The organism is Maricaulis sp. (assembly GCF_030149425.1).
Taxonomy (GTDB): domain Bacteria; phylum Pseudomonadota; class Alphaproteobacteria; order Caulobacterales; family Maricaulaceae; genus Maricaulis.
This window is the reverse complement of the sequence record NZ_JASBRQ010000035.1, coordinates 1-20,449: the sequence shown is the minus strand read 5'-3', so window position 1 is coordinate 20,449 and position 20,449 is coordinate 1. Positions and strand designations below refer to the sequence as shown.

The window sequence follows — 20,449 nt, the reverse complement described above, 5'->3', positions numbered from 1 at the left end:
GCTGATAAGAGGAGGCCGATGTGAAATCTGTCTGTGTTTATTGCGGCTCCAATCCGGGCGAGAACCCGGCCTTTGTTGATGCGGCGCGGCATGTCGGCCGGCTCCTGGCCGAACGGGAGCTGACACTGGTTTATGGCGGTGGCCGGGTCGGGCTGATGGGTGAGGTCGCCGATGCGGCGCTCGCGGCCGGCGGCAGGGTGATCGGGGTCATCCCGCAATTCATGGCCGTCAAAGAAGTGGCTCATATGGGGTTGAGCGATCTGCATGTCGTGCAGTCCATGCATGCCCGCAAGGCCAAGATGGAAAAACTCTCCGACGCCTTTATCGCCTTGCCCGGCGGTATCGGGACGATGGAGGAATTGTTCGAGATCTGGACCTGGGGTCAGCTGGGCCAGCATGCAAAACCCGTCGGCCTGCTCGATGTCGACGGCTATTACGCCCACCTGGTGGCTTTCCTGGAGGAAATGACCGGTCAGGGCTTCCTGCAGCGCTCGCACCATAATGCGCTGCAGGTCTCCGACCGGGCCGAGAGTTTGCTCAGTGCCTTCGAGCGCTATCAGGCCCCGGAAGCCGATGTTCGCCTCAAGACGCAGCAGACCTGAGCGTCTTCACAGGTCCCGGGCGGCAATAGAAAAGCCTCGCCACAACTCCCCGAAACACCCTAGCGTCCCTGCCGATTAGAAGGGGAGGACGCTATGTCGTCGATTTTGACGCCGGTTCTGGCGCTGATCATCTGGACCATGATCATGTATCTGTGGATGTACGCGACGCGTATTCCGGCGATGCAGAAGGCGGGCATCAATGCCGCCAAGATGAAATCCAAGTCCGAAATGGATGTGCTGCCGCGTGAGGTCAGCCGCATCGCGGACAATTACAACCACCTGCACGAACAGCCGGTGATTTTCTACGCGCTGGTTTTCTACATCCAGCTCGCCGGCCAGGCCGACACGCTCGCTATTCAGCTGGCCTGGGGCTATGTCGCCCTGCGCATCATCCACAGCCTGATCCAGGCCCTGTGGAATTTCATCCCGGCGCGCTTCGGCGTCTTCGCCCTGTCCTCGATCGTGCTGATCGTGCTGGCGGTGAAGTCGGCGCTGGCGCTGGGCTAGCAGCGCTCAGGCATTTTCAAGGTTCGCGGCGGGTGATAGGTCAGGCATATGCACGCACCTGAAGCCCGCCTCGAACAAGTCATCGACCGTTTCGACCAGGTCGAAGCCCGTCTCGGCGCTGCCGCCGACGCGGATGAAATCGTCAAACTGTCCAAGGAGCACGCCGAGCTCAAACCGGTCGCCGACAAGGCCTCCGAGCTCAAGGCGGCGCGCCAGGAACTCCTCGATCTCGAGGAGATGATGAATTCCGACGATGCGGAAATGGCCGAGATGGCCAAGGACGAATTCTACGAGCTCAAGGAGCGCCTGCCGGGGCTCGAGCACGAGATGTCGCTCCTTCTCCTGCCCAAGGACAAGGATGACAGCGCCGACGCCCTGATCGAGATCCGGGCCGGTACCGGCGGGGATGAAGCCGCACTCTTTGCCGGCGATCTTTACCGCATGTATCAGCGCTACGCCCAGCTGCGGGGCTGGAGCTGGGAGCTCGACAGTGCCTCTGAAGGCGAGCATGGCGGCTATAAGGAAGTCATCGCCTCGGTCTCCGGTAATGGCGTGTTCGGGCGCATGAAGTTTGAAAGCGGCGTGCACCGGGTGCAGCGCGTTCCGGCAACGGAAAGCCAGGGGCGTATCCATACCTCCGCCGCCACCGTCGCCATCATGCCCAAGCCCGATGCGATCGAGGCCGGGCTGGACATGAGTGATGTCCGCGTCGACACGATGCGTGCCTCCGGCGCCGGCGGCCAGCACGTCAACAAGACCGAATCGGCTGTGCGCATGACCCATATCCCGACCGGGATCATGGTTGTCTGCGCTGAGAAGTCCCAGCACCAGAACCGCGCCAAGGCGCAGGAGCTGCTGGCGGCCAAGCTCTACGACATGAAGCGTGAGGCGGCGGCCGCTGAACGCGCGGCGGAACGCAAGGGTCAGATCGGGTCCGGTGACCGCTCCGAGCGCATCCGCACCTATAACTACCCCCAGGGCCGGGTCTCCGACCACCGCATCAATCTGACGCTCTACAAGCTTGAAAGCATTGTTGCCGGTGATGAGCTGGACGAGGTCATCCAGGCGCTGATCGCCGAAGACCAGGCCTCGCGCCTCGCTGCGCTGGAAGAAGGCTAGGGCGCGGCGAAGCCGTAAGCCACGCCCCTCTCGCCCAGACCGCTGGCCACCGCTATACCCACTCCATGTCCGACCCGTTCGAGAAAATGGTAGCCGACGCCCGCACGGTGTTTGAAGCCAGCGCGTCCAAGCCCTTGCGTGATGCCTGGGCCGGCCTGTCCTTGCCGCAAATACGGGCGGATCTGATCGAACGCCTTAGCGCGGCCGGGATTGAAGAGGCCGGCAGCGATACCCGTTTCCTGCTCGCCCATGTCCTCGCCCCGGCCAGCTATGCCGACGCTGTCGCCGACCCGGCGCTGTGTTCCTGGCAGCAGATGAGCTGGCTCGCGGATCTCGCCTGGCAGCGACTGGATCGCCGGCCGTTGTCGCAAGTCCTGGGCAGCCAGCCCTTCTGGACCCTGGACCTGCAGGTCACCGAAGACGTGCTCACTCCGCGTGCTGACAGTGAGACTTTGGTGGAGTTGGTGTTGGAAAAGTGCGGGCCTGCGGTGGCGAATCTGGCCGATCTCGGCACGGGTTCGGGGGCGCTTTTGTTGGCTCTGCTCAGTGAACGGACGCAATGGACCGGCACCGGTGTCGATATCAGCGCGGCCGCGCTGGACGTTGCCGGCCAGAATGCACGCCGTTGCGGGCTGGATGACCGGGCGCACTTTGTCGAGGGCAGCTGGGGCGCCGCCCTGGCTCCTGAAAGCGTGGATATCCTGGTCTCCAATCCGCCCTATATCCGCACCGATGTCTGGCGCGAACTGGCTCCGGAAGTGCGCCGGTTCGAACCGCGCCGAGCGCTGGATGGCGGGCCGGATGGTCTGCGCGATTACCGCGCCCTGTTGGCGGATGCGGTGCGCATTGTGCGTCCTGGTGGACTGGTGGCGGTGGAGATCGGATATGACCAAGGCGAGGTGGTGGCCGACTTGTTCGATCAGGCCGGCCTGGTCGAGACCGGTGTGAAACGCGATCTGGCCGGGCATGACCGTGTCGTTTTTGGCGCAGTGGTAAGCACAAACGGCTAAAAGGGCTTGGAAAGCCGGGGGTCTCGGTCTAGGTTCCGGCTATCAGGTGGATCGCGCCACTCTGGGGATGAGCGCGGCCGGATAGGCCACCTGATTGATCCGGCCAATTCAACACCTCCAGTGCGCAGGGCGCATAGATGAGTATCTGCACATTGGCAGCGAGGCTGCGGAGAATTGTCCGCAAGCCGGGAAAGCTGGACACAGGCTGGACACAGGGAAGACGAGATGAAGCGTCAGCGCGGTCGAGGTCGGAAATCGGGTGGTAATCCCGCAAACCGGTCTTACGAAAGCAATGGCCCGGAAGTGAAAATCCGCGGCAATGCCTCTCAGATCTACGAAAAATACCTGACCCTGGCGCGCGATGCGACGTCGTCGGGCGACCGGGTGCGGGCAGAAAATCTGTACCAGCACGCCGAGCACTATTTTCGCATCGTCCAGGCCAACCAGCCGAAGCGCGATCCGGAAGCCGAAGACGGCGCCGAGAATACCGAGGCGCAGGGCGAGGATGGCGAGGGCGAGCAGCAGCCGCAGCGCGAAGAGCGCGGCCGTGGCCGTGGCCGTAATAATCGCCGTCGCGGCGGTGACGCCCCGCAAGCCGATACGAGCTCCGAGGATGGCGCCGATCCGCTCGGCGTTGTAACCCCGGAAGGTGACGCCGCTTCCGACGGCGAAGCGCCCAGCGCTGAAGCCGGTGAGGGTGAGGAAAACGCCCCGCGCCGTCGCACCCGCCGCCCGCGCCGCCCGCGTCAGTCCAGCGATGAGGGCGCTGCCGAGGCATCGTCCGAGAACGCCGATGCGACGCCGTCGGAAGGATCCGATTCGGAAAACGAAGCGGCCTGAGCCCAAACTGGCAGGTAAATTGAAAGACCCGCGTGGTAGTCACCATGCGGGTTTTTTCATGCCTGCAAGGCAGGGTGCGAAATTGTCGCGGAATTTGCTTTCCCCGGCCCCTTGTGTGGCCTCTTCGCCACACCTACATGGCTCATGAAGGCGGCGCACCGTGCTTGATCAAGGCGGTAAGTCGCTCAAGTCTCGCCATTAATGGGAGATCGATATGGATTTTGAGACCTATACCGACCGCGCCCGCACGATTGTGCAAGCGGCCCAGGGGCTGGCGCTGAAGTCGAGCCATCAGCAATTCGCACCCGAACATATTCTCAGGGCGCTCCTGGATGATGAAACCGGCCTGGCCAGCAATCTGATCCAGGCCGCTGGCGGGCGTATCCGCCAGGTCAGCGATGCCGTGGACCAGGCGCTGGCTGCCCTGCCCAAGGTCGAGGGCGGCGAGGGCAAGCTCTATCTCGCTCCGGCCACCGCCCGTGTATTCCAGGCCGCTGAAGACGCGGCCAAGAAAGCGGGCGATCAATTCGTCTCCGCCGAACGCATATTGCAGGGCCTCAGCCTCACCCCTGACAACAAGGCCTTTGATGCGCTCAAAGCCTCCGGCGTGACGCCCCAGGCGCTGAACTCCGCCGTCAATGATCTGCGCGCCGGACGCACGGCTGACAGCCAGTCGGCGGAAGACAGTTATGAGGCGCTGAAGAAATATGCCCGCGACCTCACCGAGGTGGCGCGTGAGGGCAAGCTCGATCCGGTTATTGGCCGTGATGAGGAGATCCGCCGCGCCATCCAGGTGCTCTCGCGCCGGACCAAGAATAACCCGGTCCTGATCGGTGAACCGGGCGTCGGCAAGACCGCCATCGCCGAAGGTCTGGCCTTGCGCATCGTCAATGGCGATGTGCCTGAAAGCCTTAAGGACAAGCGCCTGCTTGCACTTGATATGGGCGCGCTGATCGCCGGTGCGAAATATCGCGGCGAGTTCGAGGAGCGCCTCAAGGCCGTGCTCGGCGAGGTCGAGAGCGCCAATGGCGAGATCATCCTCTTCATCGACGAGATGCATACCCTGGTCGGCGCCGGCAAGACCGATGGCGCCATGGATGCCTCCAATCTCTTGAAGCCGGCCCTGGCGCGCGGTGAGCTGCACTGTGTCGGCGCCACCACGCTGGATGAGTACCGCAAGCATGTCGAAAAAGACGCGGCCCTGGCCCGTCGCTTCCAGCCGGTCATGGTGGAAGAGCCGACCATTGAGGACACGGTCTCCATCCTGCGCGGTCTGAAGGAAAAGTATGAGGTGCACCACGGGGTGCGCATCGCCGACAGCGCCATCGTCTCGGCGGCCAACCTGTCCAACCGCTACATCACCGACCGTTTCTTACCGGACAAGGCCATCGACCTGATGGACGAGGCCGCTTCGCGTCTGCGCATGCAGGTCGACAGCAAGCCGGAAGAACTCGACGAGATCGATCGCCGCGCCATCCAGCTCAAGATCGAGGCGGAAGCGCTGAAGAAGGAAAGCGATGACGCCTCGAAAGAGCGGCTGGACAATCTCGGCAAGGAAATTGCCGAGCTGGAAAGCCGTTCCGCCGAGCTGACCGCGGCCTGGCGTGCCGAGAAGGACAAGCTGGCCTCGGCCACCACGATCAAGGAAAGCCTCGACCGTGTGCGTCAGGAATTGCTCGACGCGGAACGCCGCGGCGATCTCGCCCGGGCCTCCGAGTTGAAATACGGCCAGCTCCCGGAACTCGAGCGCAAGCTGGTGGAAGCGGAAAGCCAGGGCGATGCTGGCTCAATGGTGCAGGAAGTCGTCGACGAGGAGCAGATCGCCCATGTTGTTTCGCGCTGGACCGGGGTTCCGGTCGATAAAATGCTCGAGGGTGAACGCGAAAAACTCCTGCGCATGGAAGAGGCGTTGCGCGGCCGTGTTGTCGGGCAAGGCGAAGCGCTGGTCGCCGTCTCCGACGCTGTGCGCCGGGCGCGTGCCGGCCTGAAAGACCCCAATCGCCCAATCGGCTCTTTCCTCTTCCTCGGGCCCACCGGGGTCGGCAAGACCGAGCTGACCAAGGCGCTGGCGGAATTCCTGTTCGATGACGAGACGGCGGTGAGCCGGCTGGATATGTCGGAATATATGGAGAAACACTCCGTCGCCCGCATGATCGGCGCGCCTCCGGGCTATGTCGGTTATGAAGAGGGCGGGGCGCTGACCGAAGCGGTACGCCGCCGGCCCTACCAGGTCGTGCTGCTCGACGAGGTCGAGAAAGCCCATGCCGATGTCTTCAACGTGCTCCTGCAGGTGCTCGATGATGGCCGTCTCACTGACGGGCAGGGGCGCACAGTCGATTTCCGCAATACGATCATCATCATGACCTCCAATCTCGGTTCCGAGCATTTGCAGCTGGTTGAGGACGTCAATGAGGCCCGTGACGGGGTGATGGCCGTGGTGCGCGGTCACTTCCGGCCGGAATTCCTCAACCGGATCGATGAGACCATTCTCTTCTCCAAGCTCAAGCCGGAGCATATGGGCGCGATTGTCGACATCCAGCTCGGCCGTCTGGCCGGCCTGTTGGAAGACCGCCGCATGACGATCGAGCTCGACCAGGCCGCCCGCGACTGGCTCGCCACCAAGGGCTTCGACCCGGCCTATGGTGCGCGGCCCTTGAAGCGCGTGATCCAGAAAGAGGTCCAGGATCCGCTGGCCCGTCTGCTGCTGGAAGGTTCGATCAAGGATGGCGATGAAATCCGCGTCACCGCTGAAGCCGGCGTGCTGGTCATCAACGGCCTCGCCGTCGGTGAGAAAGTGCCGGAGAGCGCGGTGGTGAATTGAGGCTCTTGAGCCTTGCCAGATAAAAAAGGGGCCAGTTAAGACCGGCCCCTTTCTTGTTACAGATCCAGCTCGAGCACGGGTTGACCGTCACTGGTCTTGTCCCAGCTGGCGCCATTGCGTTCCAGCACGCCGGAGACCCGGCGGCGGTGGGAGGAGAAGTGCTCGGAGGCGACCACATCGATCGGTTGATCGAATTCGATCACAACCTGGCGCCGCTCGCCTTTCATCACCTGCAGACCCAGCAGGGTGCCGGTGAAAGCGTGGCCGAGATAATGACCGGTGACACGGCCGCCGACGCTGAGCGGGCGCGGAACGGTATGGTCGAGCCTGGCGCTGAGCGTATTCCAGTCGCGATAGCCAAACTGTTTCGCCGTCAGTTCGAGGGCTTCGCCATGGCTGACGAAATTGCCCTCGGCGACGAGGGATTGGCGCAAGCGCTTGGCCAGGGCTTTCGCCGTGGCACGATCGGGCAGGGTAAGGGTTTCAGACATCGTCTTCCTCATGCGTTACAGGGCATGCAGGTCTTCGTGACGGGGCTCGCCTTGCCATCATCTCCGCATGTCGCTGTCGCGATGAGAGAAGGATGTATCTCCGGGCTTTCACCATCGCCAAAAGGCGCGCGAGCGGCAGGCAGTCCGGGGCCGGGCGTCTATTTAGGGATCAGCGCGGGAAAGATCAATGGTGCGCTTTGTGCGTCGGTGAAGGATAAGGAATGCCGGCCTCCCCCGCGGGCGGGGGAGGTGTCCCGAAGGGGCGGAGGGGGGACGTGAGGGCAAGCGCTATACCTTGCCCTTCCCCCCTCAGACCTTGAGCCCTGAGGTCTGAAGCGCAGCTCCCCCGCCGCGGAGGAGCCCGGCGGTATGCGTAGGGTTGGTGCTTGGGCCAGGTACGGAACGGCGGTGCCGGACTTGTGTCAGTGACTACTGCGCGCCGCCGTTGGACGCGTCGGCCATGATCGGGGCCTCGCCCGAGCGGGCGTCGACGGCGCCGTCGCGGATCGCCAGGATACGGTCGCGTTCCGCTTCAAACAGCGGGATCTCGTCGGCATTGAGCTGGCGGCCGGTCGGCAGGTCCAGCGTCATCGGGTTCACCGGGCGGCCATTATGGTGGACTTCATAATGCAGGTGCGGGCCGGTGGAGCGGCCAGTGGTGCCGACATAACCGATCACCTGGCCCTGGGTCACACGCGTGCCGGAGCGGATGCCGCGGGCAAAGCCGTTCAGGTGGGCATAGGCCGTCTCATAGCCATTGGCATGACGCAGGCGGATATAATTGCCGAAACTGCCGAAACGGTTGGCACGCAGGACGACGCCATTACCGGCGGCGAAGATCGGTGTGCCGGTCGGAGCGGCGAAATCGGTGCCGTTATGATTGCGGGTATAGCCCAGGATCGGGTGGCGGCGCCGGCCGAAATGCGAAGACAGGCGCGCGCCATTGATCGGGGTCAGCATCAGAAGGCGCTGGGCGCTGGCGCCATCGCCGGAATAATAGCCGATAATGCCGTCTTCCGTTTCATAGCGGAAGAATTCCTTGGGCTCGCCGCGGCCGGCATAGCGGGCATAGAGAATATCGCCGGTGCGGGCCGTATTGCCTTCATCATCGATATGGCGTTCGAACAGGATATCGAACTCATCGCCGGCGCGGATCGAGCGCTGGAAATCGATGGCATAGGCCAGCACGCCTGCCAGTTCGACCACGACACGGTCTGTGGCGCCCGCATCGAGCGCGTCGACATAGAGGGATTGCGAGATCGTACCGCTGGCGCGGGCCATCTCGACCTCGAACTCGGCAATGGTCTCGCGGGCGCGGAATTCATCACCGAAGGTCCGTGCGACGGTGATGGCGCGATCGACATCGGGGCGGAAGGAGAGGCCGTTGAGGGCCACGTCGCGGCTCTCTTCCGGGCGTGTCTCCAGATAAAGATTGATGCTCTGACCGGCGCGAAGCTGGCGCAGGTTGAAGACATTACCAAGCGCAGCAATGGCGCGCGCGGCTTCGACATTGCCGATACCGGCATCTTCGAGCACGCCGGCCAGCGTGCCGCCGCGGGGCACACGGCGCTCAACCTGGATGATGGTGGCACAGCTGGAGCAATCGCGGAAAGCGGCGGCGTCGAGGGCGGCGGCGTCGGCGACGGCGGCATAGACGAAGTGTTGATTATAAAGCGCGCTGGCGGCGGGTGCTGTTGAGCGTTCCAGGACGGGCTCGGACGGTGCAGCCTCTGCGGTCAGGGCGCTTTCCAGTTCGGTGCCGCTGGCCGTTGCGGCTTCACTGGCAGCGAGGGCGGCGGTGGCGATAATCGGTTCTGACGTGTCCAGGCTGGCAGCTTCGCTGGAACTGTTTTGCGTCGACAGCAGCGCAAAGAGCAGCGCCGTGGACAGGCTCAGACTGGCGAAGGCGACAACGCCGCGGGCGCGGTGCTTGTCGGCTCGGGTTACATCAAATCCTGACATCGCTTTGTCGATACTCCGGTCGGTCACATTCGGACACGTCTGTTTCGGCAATCGCTTGCATTAAGCAGACACGCTGGCTCTAGCAAGTACCGCACCGTTTCGCATTGCCAGTGCGTTACCGTGCAAGACGGCCCCCCGACCCGTCCCGAATCATGTCCTGTGCTGATCCGGTTGCCAAGTCCTTTCCACGCTGGAAATTGCTGCACAGATGTCAAAACGCGCTCTTGCGGGGAAGAATCGTGTATCGGTAGCGCCATGACAGCTGAACTTCCTGCCGAACTGGCCTCCGACCAACTCGCCGCCCTGCTTTGCGCGCGCCTGTGCCACGATCTTGTCAGCCCGGTGTCTGCGCTCGGTGCAGCGCTCAGCGTGCTTGATGATCAAGACTCCTCTGACATGCACGATGATGCGATGGAGCTGGTGCGCGAAAGTGCACGCCAGGCCCAGGCCAAGCTGGAATTTGCACGCCTGGCCTTCGGGGCCGGCGGTTCAGCGCCGGCCATGCTTGATACGCGCGAGCTGCAGCGTCTGACCGAGGCGATGTTCTCGGCGGTCAAGCCGCAAATCGTCTGGAAGGTCGAGGCGGCAGGACTGGAAAAGACCTCGGCCCGCCTGTTGCTGAATCTCGCCATCATGGGCGTCGATGCGGCCCCGCGCGGCGGTACGGTGACCATTGAGGCCACCGATAATGGCGGCAATGCCCGCATCCGTGTGGTCTCTGAAGGTCCGCGCGCGCGCCTGGAAGAAGCGGCCGGTGTGGCGCTGGATGGCGGTATTCCGGAAAATGGCCTCGATGGCCGGTCTATCCAGCCGTTTTATACCGGTCTGATCGCGCGCACTGCAGGTGGTCGCGTGTCCGGACGGGTCGATGAGGAGCGGGTTGAATTCGCCGCCCTGGTTGATGCGCCGGAAGGTATGATTGGCTAATCCGGGCCAGCTCATATCCTATAACTGAATGAGGGCTGTTTGGTTTCGTTGAGCCAACAGTCCGTTAACCAAGCACATGTCAGGTTCGTGGCCGATTTCGCACCAATGGGTGCACACGCCACAATGACGGGACCTGCCATGGATGATCTTATCAGCGAGTTTCTGACCGAGACTGCAGAAAGCCTGGACGTCATCGACTCCGAACTGGTGCGGTTTGAGAACAACCCGGATGACCGGGCCATCCTCGACAACATCTTCCGCCTTCTGCACACCGTGAAAGGCACGTGCGGCTTCCTCGGCCTGCCGCGCCTGGAAGCGGTCGCACATGCCGGCGAGACCCTGCTGGGCAAGTTCCGCGATGGCGAGCTCAAGGTGACGCCGCCGATGGTGACCCTGGTTCTTGAGTCGATTGACCAGATCAAGGTTCTGCTGGACGCGCTGGAAAATACCGGTGTTGAGCCGGCCGGTGACGACAAGCCGCTGATCAAGCGCCTGGAAGATGCCGCCATGGGCGTTGCGCAGGAGCCGGCTGCTGTTGCTGAACCGGAAGCCCCGGCCGAGCCGGAAGTTCCCGAGGGCTTTGACGTTGATCTGGGCCGTGAACTGCGCCCGGGTGAAGTGTCCCTCGCTGACCTGGAAGCAGCATTCCAGAATACCGAAGTTGAAGGTGTTGAGCCGGACGCTCCGGCCGAAGAGCCGGTGGCCGAGACCGCAGCGCCGCTGGGCGTCGGCGATTTCGATCCGGAGCTGGGCCGCGAGATCCGCCCGGGTGAAGTCTCCACTGCTGAGCTGGAAGCCGCCTTCGCCTCGGCAGAGCCGGATCCGGGCATGGCCCCGCCGAATATCATCACCGAAGACATGAGCGCTGAAGAGGCGCTGCAGACTGCTGTGGCCGAACTGTCCGGCAATGATGCCGCTGCCGGAGGCGAAGGTGGTCCGCGCGTGCAGCAGACGGTCCGCGTTGGCGTCGACGTGCTGGAAGCGCTGATGACCACGGTCTCCGAGCTGGTGCTGACCCGTAACCAGCTAATGCAGACCGTTCGCGGTATCGAAGACGACGAAATCAAAGGTCCGCTGCAGCGTCTGTCCGCTGTCACCGGCGAGCTGCAGGACGGCGTCATGAAGACGCGTATGCAGCCGATCGGCGACGCTTGGCGCAAACTGCCCCGGATTGTCCGTGATGTGTCCACCGAGCTCGGCAAGAAGATCGAGCTGGTGATGGACGGCAATGAGACCGAGCTGGATCGCCAGGTACTCGAGCTGATCAAGGATCCGCTCACCCACATGGTCCGCAACTCCGCCGACCATGGCCTGGAAATGCCGGCTGACCGTGTTCAGGCAGGAAAGCCGGAGAAGGGCACGATCAAGCTCTCCGCCTATCATGAGGGCGGCCATATCATCATTTCCATTGCCGATGACGGCAAAGGCCTCGACACCAAGCGGATTGCCGAGAAGGCGATCGAAAAGGGTCTGACGACGACCGAAGAAGTGTCGCGCCTGACCGAGCAGCAAATCCACCGCTTCATCTTTGCAGCGGGCTTCTCCACGGCAGCGAAAGTCACCAACCTGTCCGGCCGCGGTGTCGGCATGGACGTAGTGCGTACCAATATCGAGCAGATTGGCGGCGTCGTGGACGTCTCCTCCCATGCCGGTCGCGGGACGCATTTCTCGATCAAGATCCCGCTCACCCTGGCCATTGTCTCGGCCCTGATCATCGGTTGCCAGGATCAGCGTTTCGCGATCCCGCAACTGGCGGTTCGCGAGCTGGTCCGCGTCGGTGCCGGGTCCGAGCATTCTGTCGAAACCCTCAACGAGGCCCGCGTCATGCGTCTGCGTGATCGCCTGATGCCGATCGTCGATCTGCACGAAGTGCTCGGCGTCGGTGACCGCCTCGACACGGAAGAAACCGCCGCCTTCGTCGTCGTTCTCGATGCCGGCGGACGCAATGTCGGCCTCGTGGTCGACAATGTCCTCGACACCGAAGAGATCGTGGTCAAGCCGCTCTCGGAAAGCCTGCGCGGCGTGCAGGCCTATTCCGGCGCCACCATTCTGGGCGACGGCTCGGTCATCATGATCCTCGATCCGAACGGTTTGGCCGGTGAGATCATCTCCACCATGGATGATGAAGCCACGGCCGAGGCCGAAGCGACCAAGGTCAGCGAAGTGCAAGAGACTCAAAGACTGCTGCTGGTACGCGCTGGCGGCGAGGAGCCGAAAGCGGTTCCGCTCTCCCTGGTTACCCGCCTGGAAGAATTCGATCCGGCGACCATCGAACGCACCAACGACCGTGATGTGGTCCAGTATCGTGGCCGCCTCATGCCGATCGTGCCGATGGGGGCCCAGATGCAGTGCGCCGAAGGGCAGCGCCAGCCGGTCCTGGTCTTCTCCGAGAACCACACCTCGATTGGCCTGGCCGTCGACGAGATTGTCGATGTGGTCGAAGAGCGCGTCGACCTGCAGATGGGTTCTGATCGCCAGGGCGTTATCGGATCCGCCATCATCAAGGGCAAGGCGACCGATGTCGTCGATATCGCCTGGTATCTCGATCAGTCGCGTGCCGGTGATGTGCAGCGTCGTAGCTCGCAGCGCCGTCGTCGCCTGCTCCTGGTCGATGCCGATGCCTTTACCCGCCGCATGATCGCACCGCTCCTGGCGGCTGCCGGTTATGACGTCACTCCGGCCGGCGGCATGCACGAAGTGCAGCGTATCGCCGAGGCGGACGACCAATTCGATGCGCTGGTCGGTGACCCGGCTGCGCTCGACCGGATCCGGGCTCAGGGCTATTGGCCGGATCTGCCGACCATCGCCGTGACCGACTGGCCGGAAGACACCCAGGCCGAAGGTCTCACCGCGGTGCTGCCGCGATCTGACCGCAGCGCCCTGATCGCAACCCTGGACGAAGTTTCTCAAGAGGAGAAAGCGGCATGAGCAACGATAGTTCCGAGCTCGGTACCGAAGAAATCAACGAATACGTCTCTGTTCGTATCGGCGATCAGCTGTTCGGCGCCCCGGTCAATGCGATCCGTGAAGTCTTCACGCCGCAATCGGTGACCTCGGTCCCGCGTTCTCCGTCTGAAGTGGCCGGTCTGCTCAATCTGCGCGGCCGTATTGTCACCGCGATTGATGCCCGGACCCGCCTGGGTCTGCCGCCGCGTTCCGCTGATGAGACGGGAATGGCACTTGGTGTCGAGCGTGGTAGCGAAATCTTTGGATTAATCGTGGACAGTGTCGGTGAAGTGCTTCGCCGCCCTCGCGCAGAGCTGGAACCGGTTCCTGCGCATGTCGACGCCAGCTGGCGTTCCATGGTGACCGGCGTGCACCGACTGGAGAAAGAACTACTGGCTGTTCTCGACGTCTCCGCCGTGATCGGAAGCGCGGCAGGACACGAAGCGGCCTAGGGGAGTAGAGTGGATGAAAACCTGTTTGGTCGTTGATGATTCCCGCGTCATTCGAAAAGTTGCGCGGAAAATAATCGAAGAAATCGGCTTCGAATGCGTCGAAGCCGCCGATGGCGCCGAAGCGCTGGAAGCCTGCCGCAAGCAGATGCCGGATGCGGTGCTGCTGGACTGGAACATGCCGGTCATGAATGGCCTCGATTTCGTCAAGGCGTTGCGCCGCGAGGAAACCGGTGATCAGCCGGTCGTTGTGTTCTGCACGACTGAGAACGACATGTCTCACATTACCGAAGCGCTCCGCGCCGGTGCTGACGAGTACGTGATGAAGCCGTTCGATGGCGACATCATTGAATCGAAATTCCAACAGACAGGTCTGTTGCGAGCTTCTTAAGGGGGGCGACCATGTCAGGACTCGCCTCTTCTTCTGCGGCCAGCCAATCTATCGCCAGGGTGCTCGTCGTCGACGACAGCGCGGTTGCGCGCGGTCTGATGACGCGCTGGATCGAGGAAGACAGTGATCTTTCCCTCGTCGGCTCTGCCGTGGACGGAGAGCAGGGCTTGGCCAAGGCCAAGGAACTCAAGCCCGATCTGATCGTCCTCGACGTCGAAATGCCGAAAATGGACGGGCTTGCGGCCCTGCCATTGCTCCTCAAGGCGGTGCCGAGCTGTAAGATCGTGATGGCGTCCACGCTGACCCGCAGGGGCGGTGAGGTCACTATCCGTGCGCTGTCCATGGGCGCAGCCGATTACACGCCGAAACCGCAAGCCGGTCGTCTCGCCGGGGCTGAAGAATTCCGTCAGTCACTTCTGGGCAAGCTCAAGGCGCTCGCGCCGCGGCCGATCCCGCCGGTTCCGTCTTCGCGGGATATTCGTCCCGCAGCGCCAGTGGCCCGTACATTGCGCCCGAGCTCCGCGCCGTCTGCTCCGGCAGCGCCGGCCGCACGTCGCCCGCTGACCCAAGCGCCGGCCGGCCGTGGCCCGGTAACCCGCATGCGCGGCAAGCCCGAGATCATTGCCATCGGCTCCTCTACCGGTGGTCCTCAGGCCCTGCGTGATGTGATTGAGAAAATTCCGGGCGACGCCCGTGCACCGATGGTGCTGGCACAGCACATGCCGGCCCTGTTCACCAAGATCCTGGCTGAACACCTGACCAAGGCGGGCAAAATTCAGTGTAAGGAAGCGGCCGACAAGGAGCGTCTCGCTCCCGGTACCCTCTATATCGCCCCGGGCGATTTTCACCTGACGGTGCGCAAGGATGCGGGGGGCTTTTACGCCGTCCTCGACCAGTCGCCGCCGATCAATTTCTGCCGTCCGGCCGTCGACCCGCTGTTTCAGTCGGTAGCCGAAGCCACCAATGGTGCAGCGCTTGGCGTTGTGCTGACGGGCATGGGGCATGACGGACGGGATGGAGCACGTACGCTCCGCAATATGGGCGGCACCGTGATCGTCCAGGATGAAAAAACCAGCGTTGTCTGGGGTATGCCGGGCGCTGTCGCCGAGGCTGGCCTGGCTGACGAAATACTGCCGCTGGCGGAGATCGGCACAGCCGTCGCCCAGCGGATGAAAGGTGGGATGTAAAATGATCAAACAAGACGACATTACCTTCGTCGCCGCAGAAGCATTCAAGCGTTCCGGCCTCGTCCTGTCGGCCGACAAGGGCTATCTGCTGGAAAGCCGACTGGCTCCGCTGGCGCGTGCTGAAGGTTATCCCTCTATCGAAGCTTTGATTGCTGCGGCCCGCCGTGACCGCTCCGAGCGTCTGCTCTGGGGTATCACCGAAGCGCTGGCCACGCATGAAACCTTTTTCTTCCGGGACAACACCCCGTTTGACCTGTTCAAGCAGGATATTCTGCCCAATCTGGCGCGGGCCCGCGGCCTTAATGGATCGATCCGCATCTGGTGCGCGGCCTGTTCCTCTGGTCAGGAGCCGTATTCGCTGGCCATGCTGCTCGACGAAGAGCGTGCCCGCCTGGGCAATCTCAAGATCGATATCGTGGCTACCGATATGGCGCCGCGCGTTCTGGAAAAGGCCAAGGCCGGCATCTATTCCCAGTTCGAGGTTCAGCGTGGTCTCGCTATTCAGCGTCTGGTCCGGCATTTCGAGCAGACCGGCGATCAGTGGCGCATCAAGCCGAATATTCGCCAGATGGTGACCTTCCAGAAGCAGAACCTGCTGGAAAGCTTCAACGCCATGGGCACGTTTGACGTCGTCTTCTGCCGCAATGTGCTGATCTATTTCGACGCGGAAACCAAGAAACAGGTCCTGGCACGCCTCGCCAAGCAGACACCGAATGACGGTTATCTGATCATGGGCGCTGCTGAGACGGTTGTCGGCCTGTCCAAGGACTTTGAGCCCGTCGAGGGTCGCCGTGGCCTCTATGGCCGTACAGACGCCGCTGCGGGCAAGCGTAGCGCTGCAGCCTGACGCTGCTCCTGCAATCAGTAAGAAAAGAGCCCGCTGGACCACCAGCGGGCTTTTCCTATGGGGGCGTCCAGCGCGGTGTGTCAGGCAAGAAAAAGCCCGGGCCATGAAGCCCGGGCTTTTCTTCAGAAGATGAGGCCGGTTTTTAGGAGGCGGCTTTTTCTTCAACCGGATCGCGCAGCACATAGCCGCGGCCCCAGACGGTTTCGATATGGTGTTCGCCATCGGTGGCCGCTGCGAGCTTCTTGCGGAGCTTACAGATGAAGACGTCGATGATCTTCAGTTCCGGCTCGTCCATGCCGCCATAGAGGTGGTTGAGGAACATTTCCTTGGTGAGCGTCGTACCCTTGCGCAGGGAGAGCAGCTCGAGCATCTGGTATTCCTTGCCCGTCAGGTGCACGCGCTGGCCTTCGACCTCGACCGTCTTGGCGTCGAGATTGACGGCGATGGCGCCGGTGCGGATGACAGACTGGGAATGGCCCTTGGAACGGCGGACGATGGCGTGGATGCGCGCGATCATCTCATCCTTGTGGAAGGGCTTGGTCATGTAGTCGTCGGCGCCGCAGCCCAGTCCGCGCACCTTGTTGTCGATGTCCGCATTACCCGTGAGGATCAGGATCGGCGTGTCGACCTTGGAAACGCGCAGCGTCTTGAGCACGTCAAAGCCCGGCATGTCGGGCAGGTTCAGGTCAAGCAGGATGATGTCGTAATCATACAGCTTGCCCAGATCGACGCCTTCTTCGCCCAGATCCGTGGTGTAGATGTTGAAACCTTCTGATTTCAGCATCAGCTCGATGGACTGGGCCGTGGCCCGATCATCTTCAATAAGAAGAACCCGCATTGGTTCGCCTCCGGTTTTAAATACCAGGCGACTCGCTGCGCCCGGCCTCAGTTCTGAATTAACCTTATTTGGACGCTATGCGGAAACCCTTAACGAAAGTTAACTGCGCCTTGACCGAGTACCGGAATCGCAGTGCCCGGAAACCTTCTTGACACGATCCGATTCGAAATCCGCGTTAACCATTCGGGGTTTAGTGCGGAGGTCATTGATCATACGGTATAAATCGGGGCGCGCTTATAGATTATAAAGCGCATAAAGTATGCTGAATAAGCGCAGTTTCAGGGCCGGATTCCAACGAAAACGGCCCGCAGCGGGACTGCTGCGAGCCGTTGATAACAGGTTTTCCACAGCTCGATGGTTACTCGGCCGCGACCAATTCGGGTTGGACGAGGGCCAGGAGCGGCGCGATTTGCTCGTCCGCGACCTGTTTACGACCGTCAAACAGGATGCGGTCTTCATAGCCGCTGATCCACAAAGCCTGCGGATTGCGGCGGGCGATAACGAGATCGCCTTGGCGATCCTGATAGGGCGTGCGGTGCAGGCGGAAAATGATCAGACCGTCGGCCAGCGCCTCACCAAGCGGGCCCATCAGGCCGCGCAATTGCGGCTGCGGATCGGTCATGCCGACCACTTCCATTTTGCCGGCCTCGGTAGACAGCGCAAAACGTGAACGCTCAATGCCTGACAGGGCATGCTGGCTTTCACGGTGCAGGGCAAAGGCTTCTTCCACCGGTACGGCAAAGGCGCGGTGGCCCTCGATCTCGCGGCACTGGAAGAAATAATGATTGTTGATGCCCATGCGCTTCATCTCGCGCTGGAGCAGGCGCAGATCATCAACATCATCATTGACGCTATCGATGATCGGGGTCTGGTTTTCCAGATTCACAAAGGAGCGGGCGCGAAGCTGGCTGACAGCCTTGGCAACCTTCGGATTGCGCAAAGGACGCCCGTGCTCGTCGTGGAAATAACCACCGTCCTCGTCGAGCAGCAGAACCTCGTCCGGGTGGGTGAAGTGAACCATGAATGAGACCAGGACCTGCGGGTGTAGTTCATGGAACAGGTCCAGCATGGCGAAGAAATTCTCGTCAAAGCGCTCGGGGAAGAAGGCGAGCTCCTTGGTGCCGATGCGGATGACGTCGAGACCGGCTTCCGCCAGGCCATTGAGGTAGTCGAACAGATTGCGGTTCGACAACACCATCGGATCACCGCCCGACAACAGGGCCTCGCGGATTTTCGGACGCGAGGTCAGGCCGGCGTCGACCTTTTTGTTGTGACCGGTGATGTAGTCGACGATCTCATGGATCGAGGCGGTGTCCTTCTCCGTCTTTCCGGTGAGGAAATCAGAGCGGTAGCAATAGCGGCACCAGGCCGAACAGGTGCGGACCACGTACAGCAGGACCAGCTCATACTTGTGCAGCAAGCCCGGGATCGGGCTGTAGGAAAGCTGGTTGGACGGATCGCTCTCACCGGACAGGTCATCGGTCTCCTCCGGGCGCGCCTTGATCAGGTTGCGTACGGCCTCCGAGCGCTTGGCCAGGTCGAGATAATACCCGGTGGCGCGCGGCGGCAGGCGATCGGAAATACCGGCATCGGCGAGCGCGTTGAGCTCGTCGGCAGAGTAGATCGCGGCACCGCCATCATCGAGATAGGCTTGGTATTGAGCCAGGTCATGCTGGATGTAGCGGCGGAATTTGGTTTCCCGGATCTGACCGTAAAGATTGCTCTTGTGCTGCCGGCTGACAGCTTTCTTTTTCGGCCTTGAACCAGCGATGAGAGTGCGGGACTTGGCGGGCGGCATAGGCTGTCTCCCGTCAGCGTTTGTAGCGGTGCAGCGTCGTCGGGCGCACCGCGAAGTGATACATTTGGGAGGATGTGGCGGATCAAACCCGGCCAGGTTCAATCGGCGGGCATGAACTTTCATGCGCGATTGAACGCCCCTCCAGTTCGCCGGCGAACATAGCGCCGATATCCCGCTTGTGAACCGCTGGCGCCTTAAAAACTTCACCCTGCAGAAATTGCCGGGTGTTTACGCGTGAGCAACCGCGTTGCGCTAAAGTGTTTGAGAATCGGGTCTGGGCGCCGCGCCAAGACCCCGCCAGGAGTGCCTTACGGCAATGATGCAAAGCCTCATCGACCGCATTGAACGAGCTGATGCCCGCGTGCTGGAAGGCCGCGTGACAGCGCTCAACGGTCTGCTCATCGAAGCGGAAGGGCCCAAGGCCGGTCTGTGCCTGGGGGCGCATGCAGTGATCGAGACCCTGCGCGGTCCGGCGGAATGCGAGATTGTCGGCTTTCGTGGGGAAACCGCGCTGATGATGCCGTTTGGCCCGCTTGAAGGTGTTCGGCCCGGGGCCAAGGTTCGCCTGCAGCCGGAACCGGCCCGGGTGCGTCCGTCCAATAGCTGGCTCGGCCGCGTCCTCGATGGCTTTGGCCGTCCACTCGATAATGGTCCGCCCCTGATGGATGGGGCGCATCCCTATCCGCTCAAGGGGGATCCGCCGAGTGCCCATGGCCGCGCCCGCCTCGGGACCCGGCTGGATATGGGCGTGCGGGTTCTCAATGCGTTTGTACCCATGCGGCGCGGGCAGCGTCTGGGTATTTTTGCAGGCTCCGGCGTTGGCAAGTCCGTACTGATGTCGATGCTGGCCCGCGCCTGTGAAGCCGATGTCATCGTCATCGGCCTGATCGGCGAGCGGGGCCGCGAAGCGCGCGAGTTTGTGGAGGATGTGCTGGGGCCGGAAGGCCGGGCCCGTTCGGTGGTCATCACCGAGACCTCCGATGCACCGGCTCTGGCACGGCGCCAGGCCGCCCATCTGACCCTGTCGGCGTCCGAGTTTTTCCGCGATCAGGGCCTGGATGTTTTATGCCTGATGGATTCCGTCACCCGTTTCGCCCTCGCACAGCGCGAAATCGGGCTGGCGGCTGGCGAACCGCCGACCACGCGCGGTTATACGCCATCGGTATTTGCTGAATTACCACGGCTACTTGAGCGCGCCGGTCCGGGCCCTGAGCGCATGGACGGCGGAAAACAGGGCTCCATTACCGGACTTTTCACTGTTTTGGTGGATGGTGATGATCATAACGAGCCGATCGCCGATGCCGTTCGCGGGATTCTCGACGGGCACGTGGTGATGAGCCGGGCAATTGCAGAACGCGGACGCTACCCGGCGATTGATGTTTTGAAGTCCGTCAGCCGGACGGCGCCAGAGGTTTTCGAACCGGATGAGCGGCCGCTGGTGGCAGAGGCGAGGAAGGTTTTGTCGGCTTATGCCGATATGGAAGAATTGATCCGACTGGGGGCTTACACTCAGGGATCAAACCCGGCGGTAGACCGGGCAATCGCCCTCAACGATCCGTTGGAGGCGTTCCTGGGCCAGTCAAAAGACGATGCGGCGGACATTCCGTCGACATTCGCAAGTCTGGCCGGGATACTTGGTGGTGGTGAAGGAGTAGCGTCATGACACGCTCGCACGAACCTTTGATCCGGCTGGCCCGGTTCAAGGTGGAAGAAC

At 62.3% G+C, this 20,449-nt stretch carries 17 protein-coding genes; 13 read left to right on the top strand and 4 right to left on the bottom strand.

All coding sequences use genetic code 11. From position 1 onward, the window contains the following. Nucleotides 1-20: 20 nt before the first annotated feature. The 6 genes from Q1V57_RS05225 to clpB all read left to right on the top strand — a co-directional run bounded on the left by Q1V57_RS05225 (nucleotide 21) and on the right by clpB (nucleotide 6,899). Entirely contained in the window at nucleotides 21-602 is a 582-nt protein-coding gene (locus Q1V57_RS05225) for a TIGR00730 family Rossman fold protein (RefSeq protein WP_300528281.1), read from the top strand. 93 nt (nucleotides 603-695) lie between these two features. After that, on the top strand, nucleotides 696-1,109 hold the full coding sequence (locus tag Q1V57_RS05220) for an MAPEG family protein (RefSeq protein ID WP_300528279.1): 414 nt from the start codon (nucleotides 696-698) through the stop codon (nucleotides 1,107-1,109). A gap of 48 nt (nucleotides 1,110-1,157) precedes the next feature. Further along, the gene (gene prfA / locus Q1V57_RS05215; RefSeq protein ID WP_300528276.1) at nucleotides 1,158-2,228 is read left to right on the top strand and encodes a peptide chain release factor 1; all 1,071 of its coding nucleotides are present in this window, start codon (nucleotides 1,158-1,160) and stop codon (nucleotides 2,226-2,228) included. A gap of 65 nt (nucleotides 2,229-2,293) precedes the next feature. After that, complete coding sequence (gene prmC / locus Q1V57_RS05210) at nucleotides 2,294-3,238, top strand: peptide chain release factor N(5)-glutamine methyltransferase (RefSeq protein WP_300528274.1); 945 nt, start codon at nucleotides 2,294-2,296, stop codon at nucleotides 3,236-3,238. 225 nt (nucleotides 3,239-3,463) lie between these two features. Beyond that, nucleotides 3,464-4,078: a DUF4167 domain-containing protein gene (locus Q1V57_RS05205; RefSeq protein WP_300528272.1), complete on the top strand. Its 615-nt coding sequence runs from the start codon at nucleotides 3,464-3,466 to the stop codon at nucleotides 4,076-4,078. 214 nt (nucleotides 4,079-4,292) lie between these two features. Beyond that, entirely contained in the window at nucleotides 4,293-6,899 is a 2,607-nt protein-coding gene (gene clpB / locus Q1V57_RS05200; RefSeq protein WP_300528269.1) for an ATP-dependent chaperone ClpB, read from the top strand. Nucleotides 6,900-6,955: 56 nt separating this feature from the next. Here clpB and Q1V57_RS05195 read toward each other — a convergent pair whose 3' ends face one another. Together Q1V57_RS05195 and Q1V57_RS05190 are read right to left on the bottom strand one after the other, a co-directional pair. After that, a complete protein-coding gene (locus tag Q1V57_RS05195; protein ID WP_300528267.1) occupies nucleotides 6,956-7,390 on the bottom strand; it encodes a glyoxalase superfamily protein in 435 nt (144 codons plus the stop codon). A gap of 429 nt (nucleotides 7,391-7,819) precedes the next feature. After that, the gene (locus Q1V57_RS05190) at nucleotides 7,820-9,352 is read right to left on the bottom strand and encodes a peptidoglycan DD-metalloendopeptidase family protein (RefSeq protein WP_300528265.1); all 1,533 of its coding nucleotides are present in this window, start codon (nucleotides 9,350-9,352) and stop codon (nucleotides 7,820-7,822) included. Between the two features lie 255 nt (nucleotides 9,353-9,607). Here Q1V57_RS05190 and chpT point away from each other — a divergent pair, with 255 nt between their 5' ends. From chpT to Q1V57_RS05160, 6 genes are all read left to right on the top strand, one after another. Next, nucleotides 9,608-10,279 carry a histidine phosphotransferase ChpT gene (gene chpT, locus Q1V57_RS05185; protein WP_300528263.1) on the top strand — a complete coding sequence of 224 codons (672 nt, stop codon included), beginning with the start codon at nucleotides 9,608-9,610 and terminating at the stop codon, nucleotides 10,277-10,279. Between the two features lie 138 nt (nucleotides 10,280-10,417). After that, entirely contained in the window at nucleotides 10,418-13,207 is a 2,790-nt protein-coding gene (locus tag Q1V57_RS05180; RefSeq protein ID WP_300528262.1) for a chemotaxis protein CheW, read from the top strand. Then, a complete protein-coding gene (locus Q1V57_RS05175) occupies nucleotides 13,204-13,677 on the top strand; it encodes a chemotaxis protein CheW (RefSeq protein WP_300528260.1) in 474 nt (157 codons plus the stop codon). The genes Q1V57_RS05180 and Q1V57_RS05175 overlap by 4 nt, the downstream gene beginning before the upstream one ends. Nucleotides 13,678-13,690: 13 nt before the next feature. Beyond that, nucleotides 13,691-14,065 carry a response regulator gene (locus tag Q1V57_RS05170; protein ID WP_300528258.1) on the top strand — a complete coding sequence of 125 codons (375 nt, stop codon included), beginning with the start codon at nucleotides 13,691-13,693 and terminating at the stop codon, nucleotides 14,063-14,065. 11 nt (nucleotides 14,066-14,076) lie between these two features. Next, on the top strand, nucleotides 14,077-15,252 hold the full coding sequence (locus tag Q1V57_RS05165; protein WP_300528256.1) for a chemotaxis response regulator protein-glutamate methylesterase: 1,176 nt from the start codon (nucleotides 14,077-14,079) through the stop codon (nucleotides 15,250-15,252). 1 nt (nucleotide 15,253) lies between these two features. Then, nucleotides 15,254-16,099 carry a protein-glutamate O-methyltransferase CheR gene (locus Q1V57_RS05160; protein ID WP_300528254.1) on the top strand — a complete coding sequence of 282 codons (846 nt, stop codon included), beginning with the start codon at nucleotides 15,254-15,256 and terminating at the stop codon, nucleotides 16,097-16,099. 142 nt (nucleotides 16,100-16,241) lie between these two features. Here the strand turns inward: Q1V57_RS05160 and ctrA are convergent, their stop codons facing one another. Then, nucleotides 16,242-16,937, bottom strand: a complete 696-nt coding sequence (gene ctrA / locus Q1V57_RS05155; RefSeq protein WP_300528252.1) for a response regulator transcription factor CtrA — start codon at nucleotides 16,935-16,937, stop codon at nucleotides 16,242-16,244. A gap of 358 nt (nucleotides 16,938-17,295) precedes the next feature. Further along, entirely contained in the window at nucleotides 17,296-18,735 is a 1,440-nt protein-coding gene (locus Q1V57_RS05150; RefSeq protein WP_300528250.1) for a hypothetical protein, read from the bottom strand. 319 nt (nucleotides 18,736-19,054) lie between these two features. Here Q1V57_RS05150 and fliI point away from each other — a divergent pair, with 319 nt between their 5' ends. Beyond that, on the top strand, nucleotides 19,055-20,398 hold the full coding sequence (gene fliI / locus Q1V57_RS05145) for a flagellar protein export ATPase FliI (protein ID WP_366145084.1): 1,344 nt from the start codon (nucleotides 19,055-19,057) through the stop codon (nucleotides 20,396-20,398). Nucleotides 20,399-20,449: the final 51 nt, after the last annotated feature.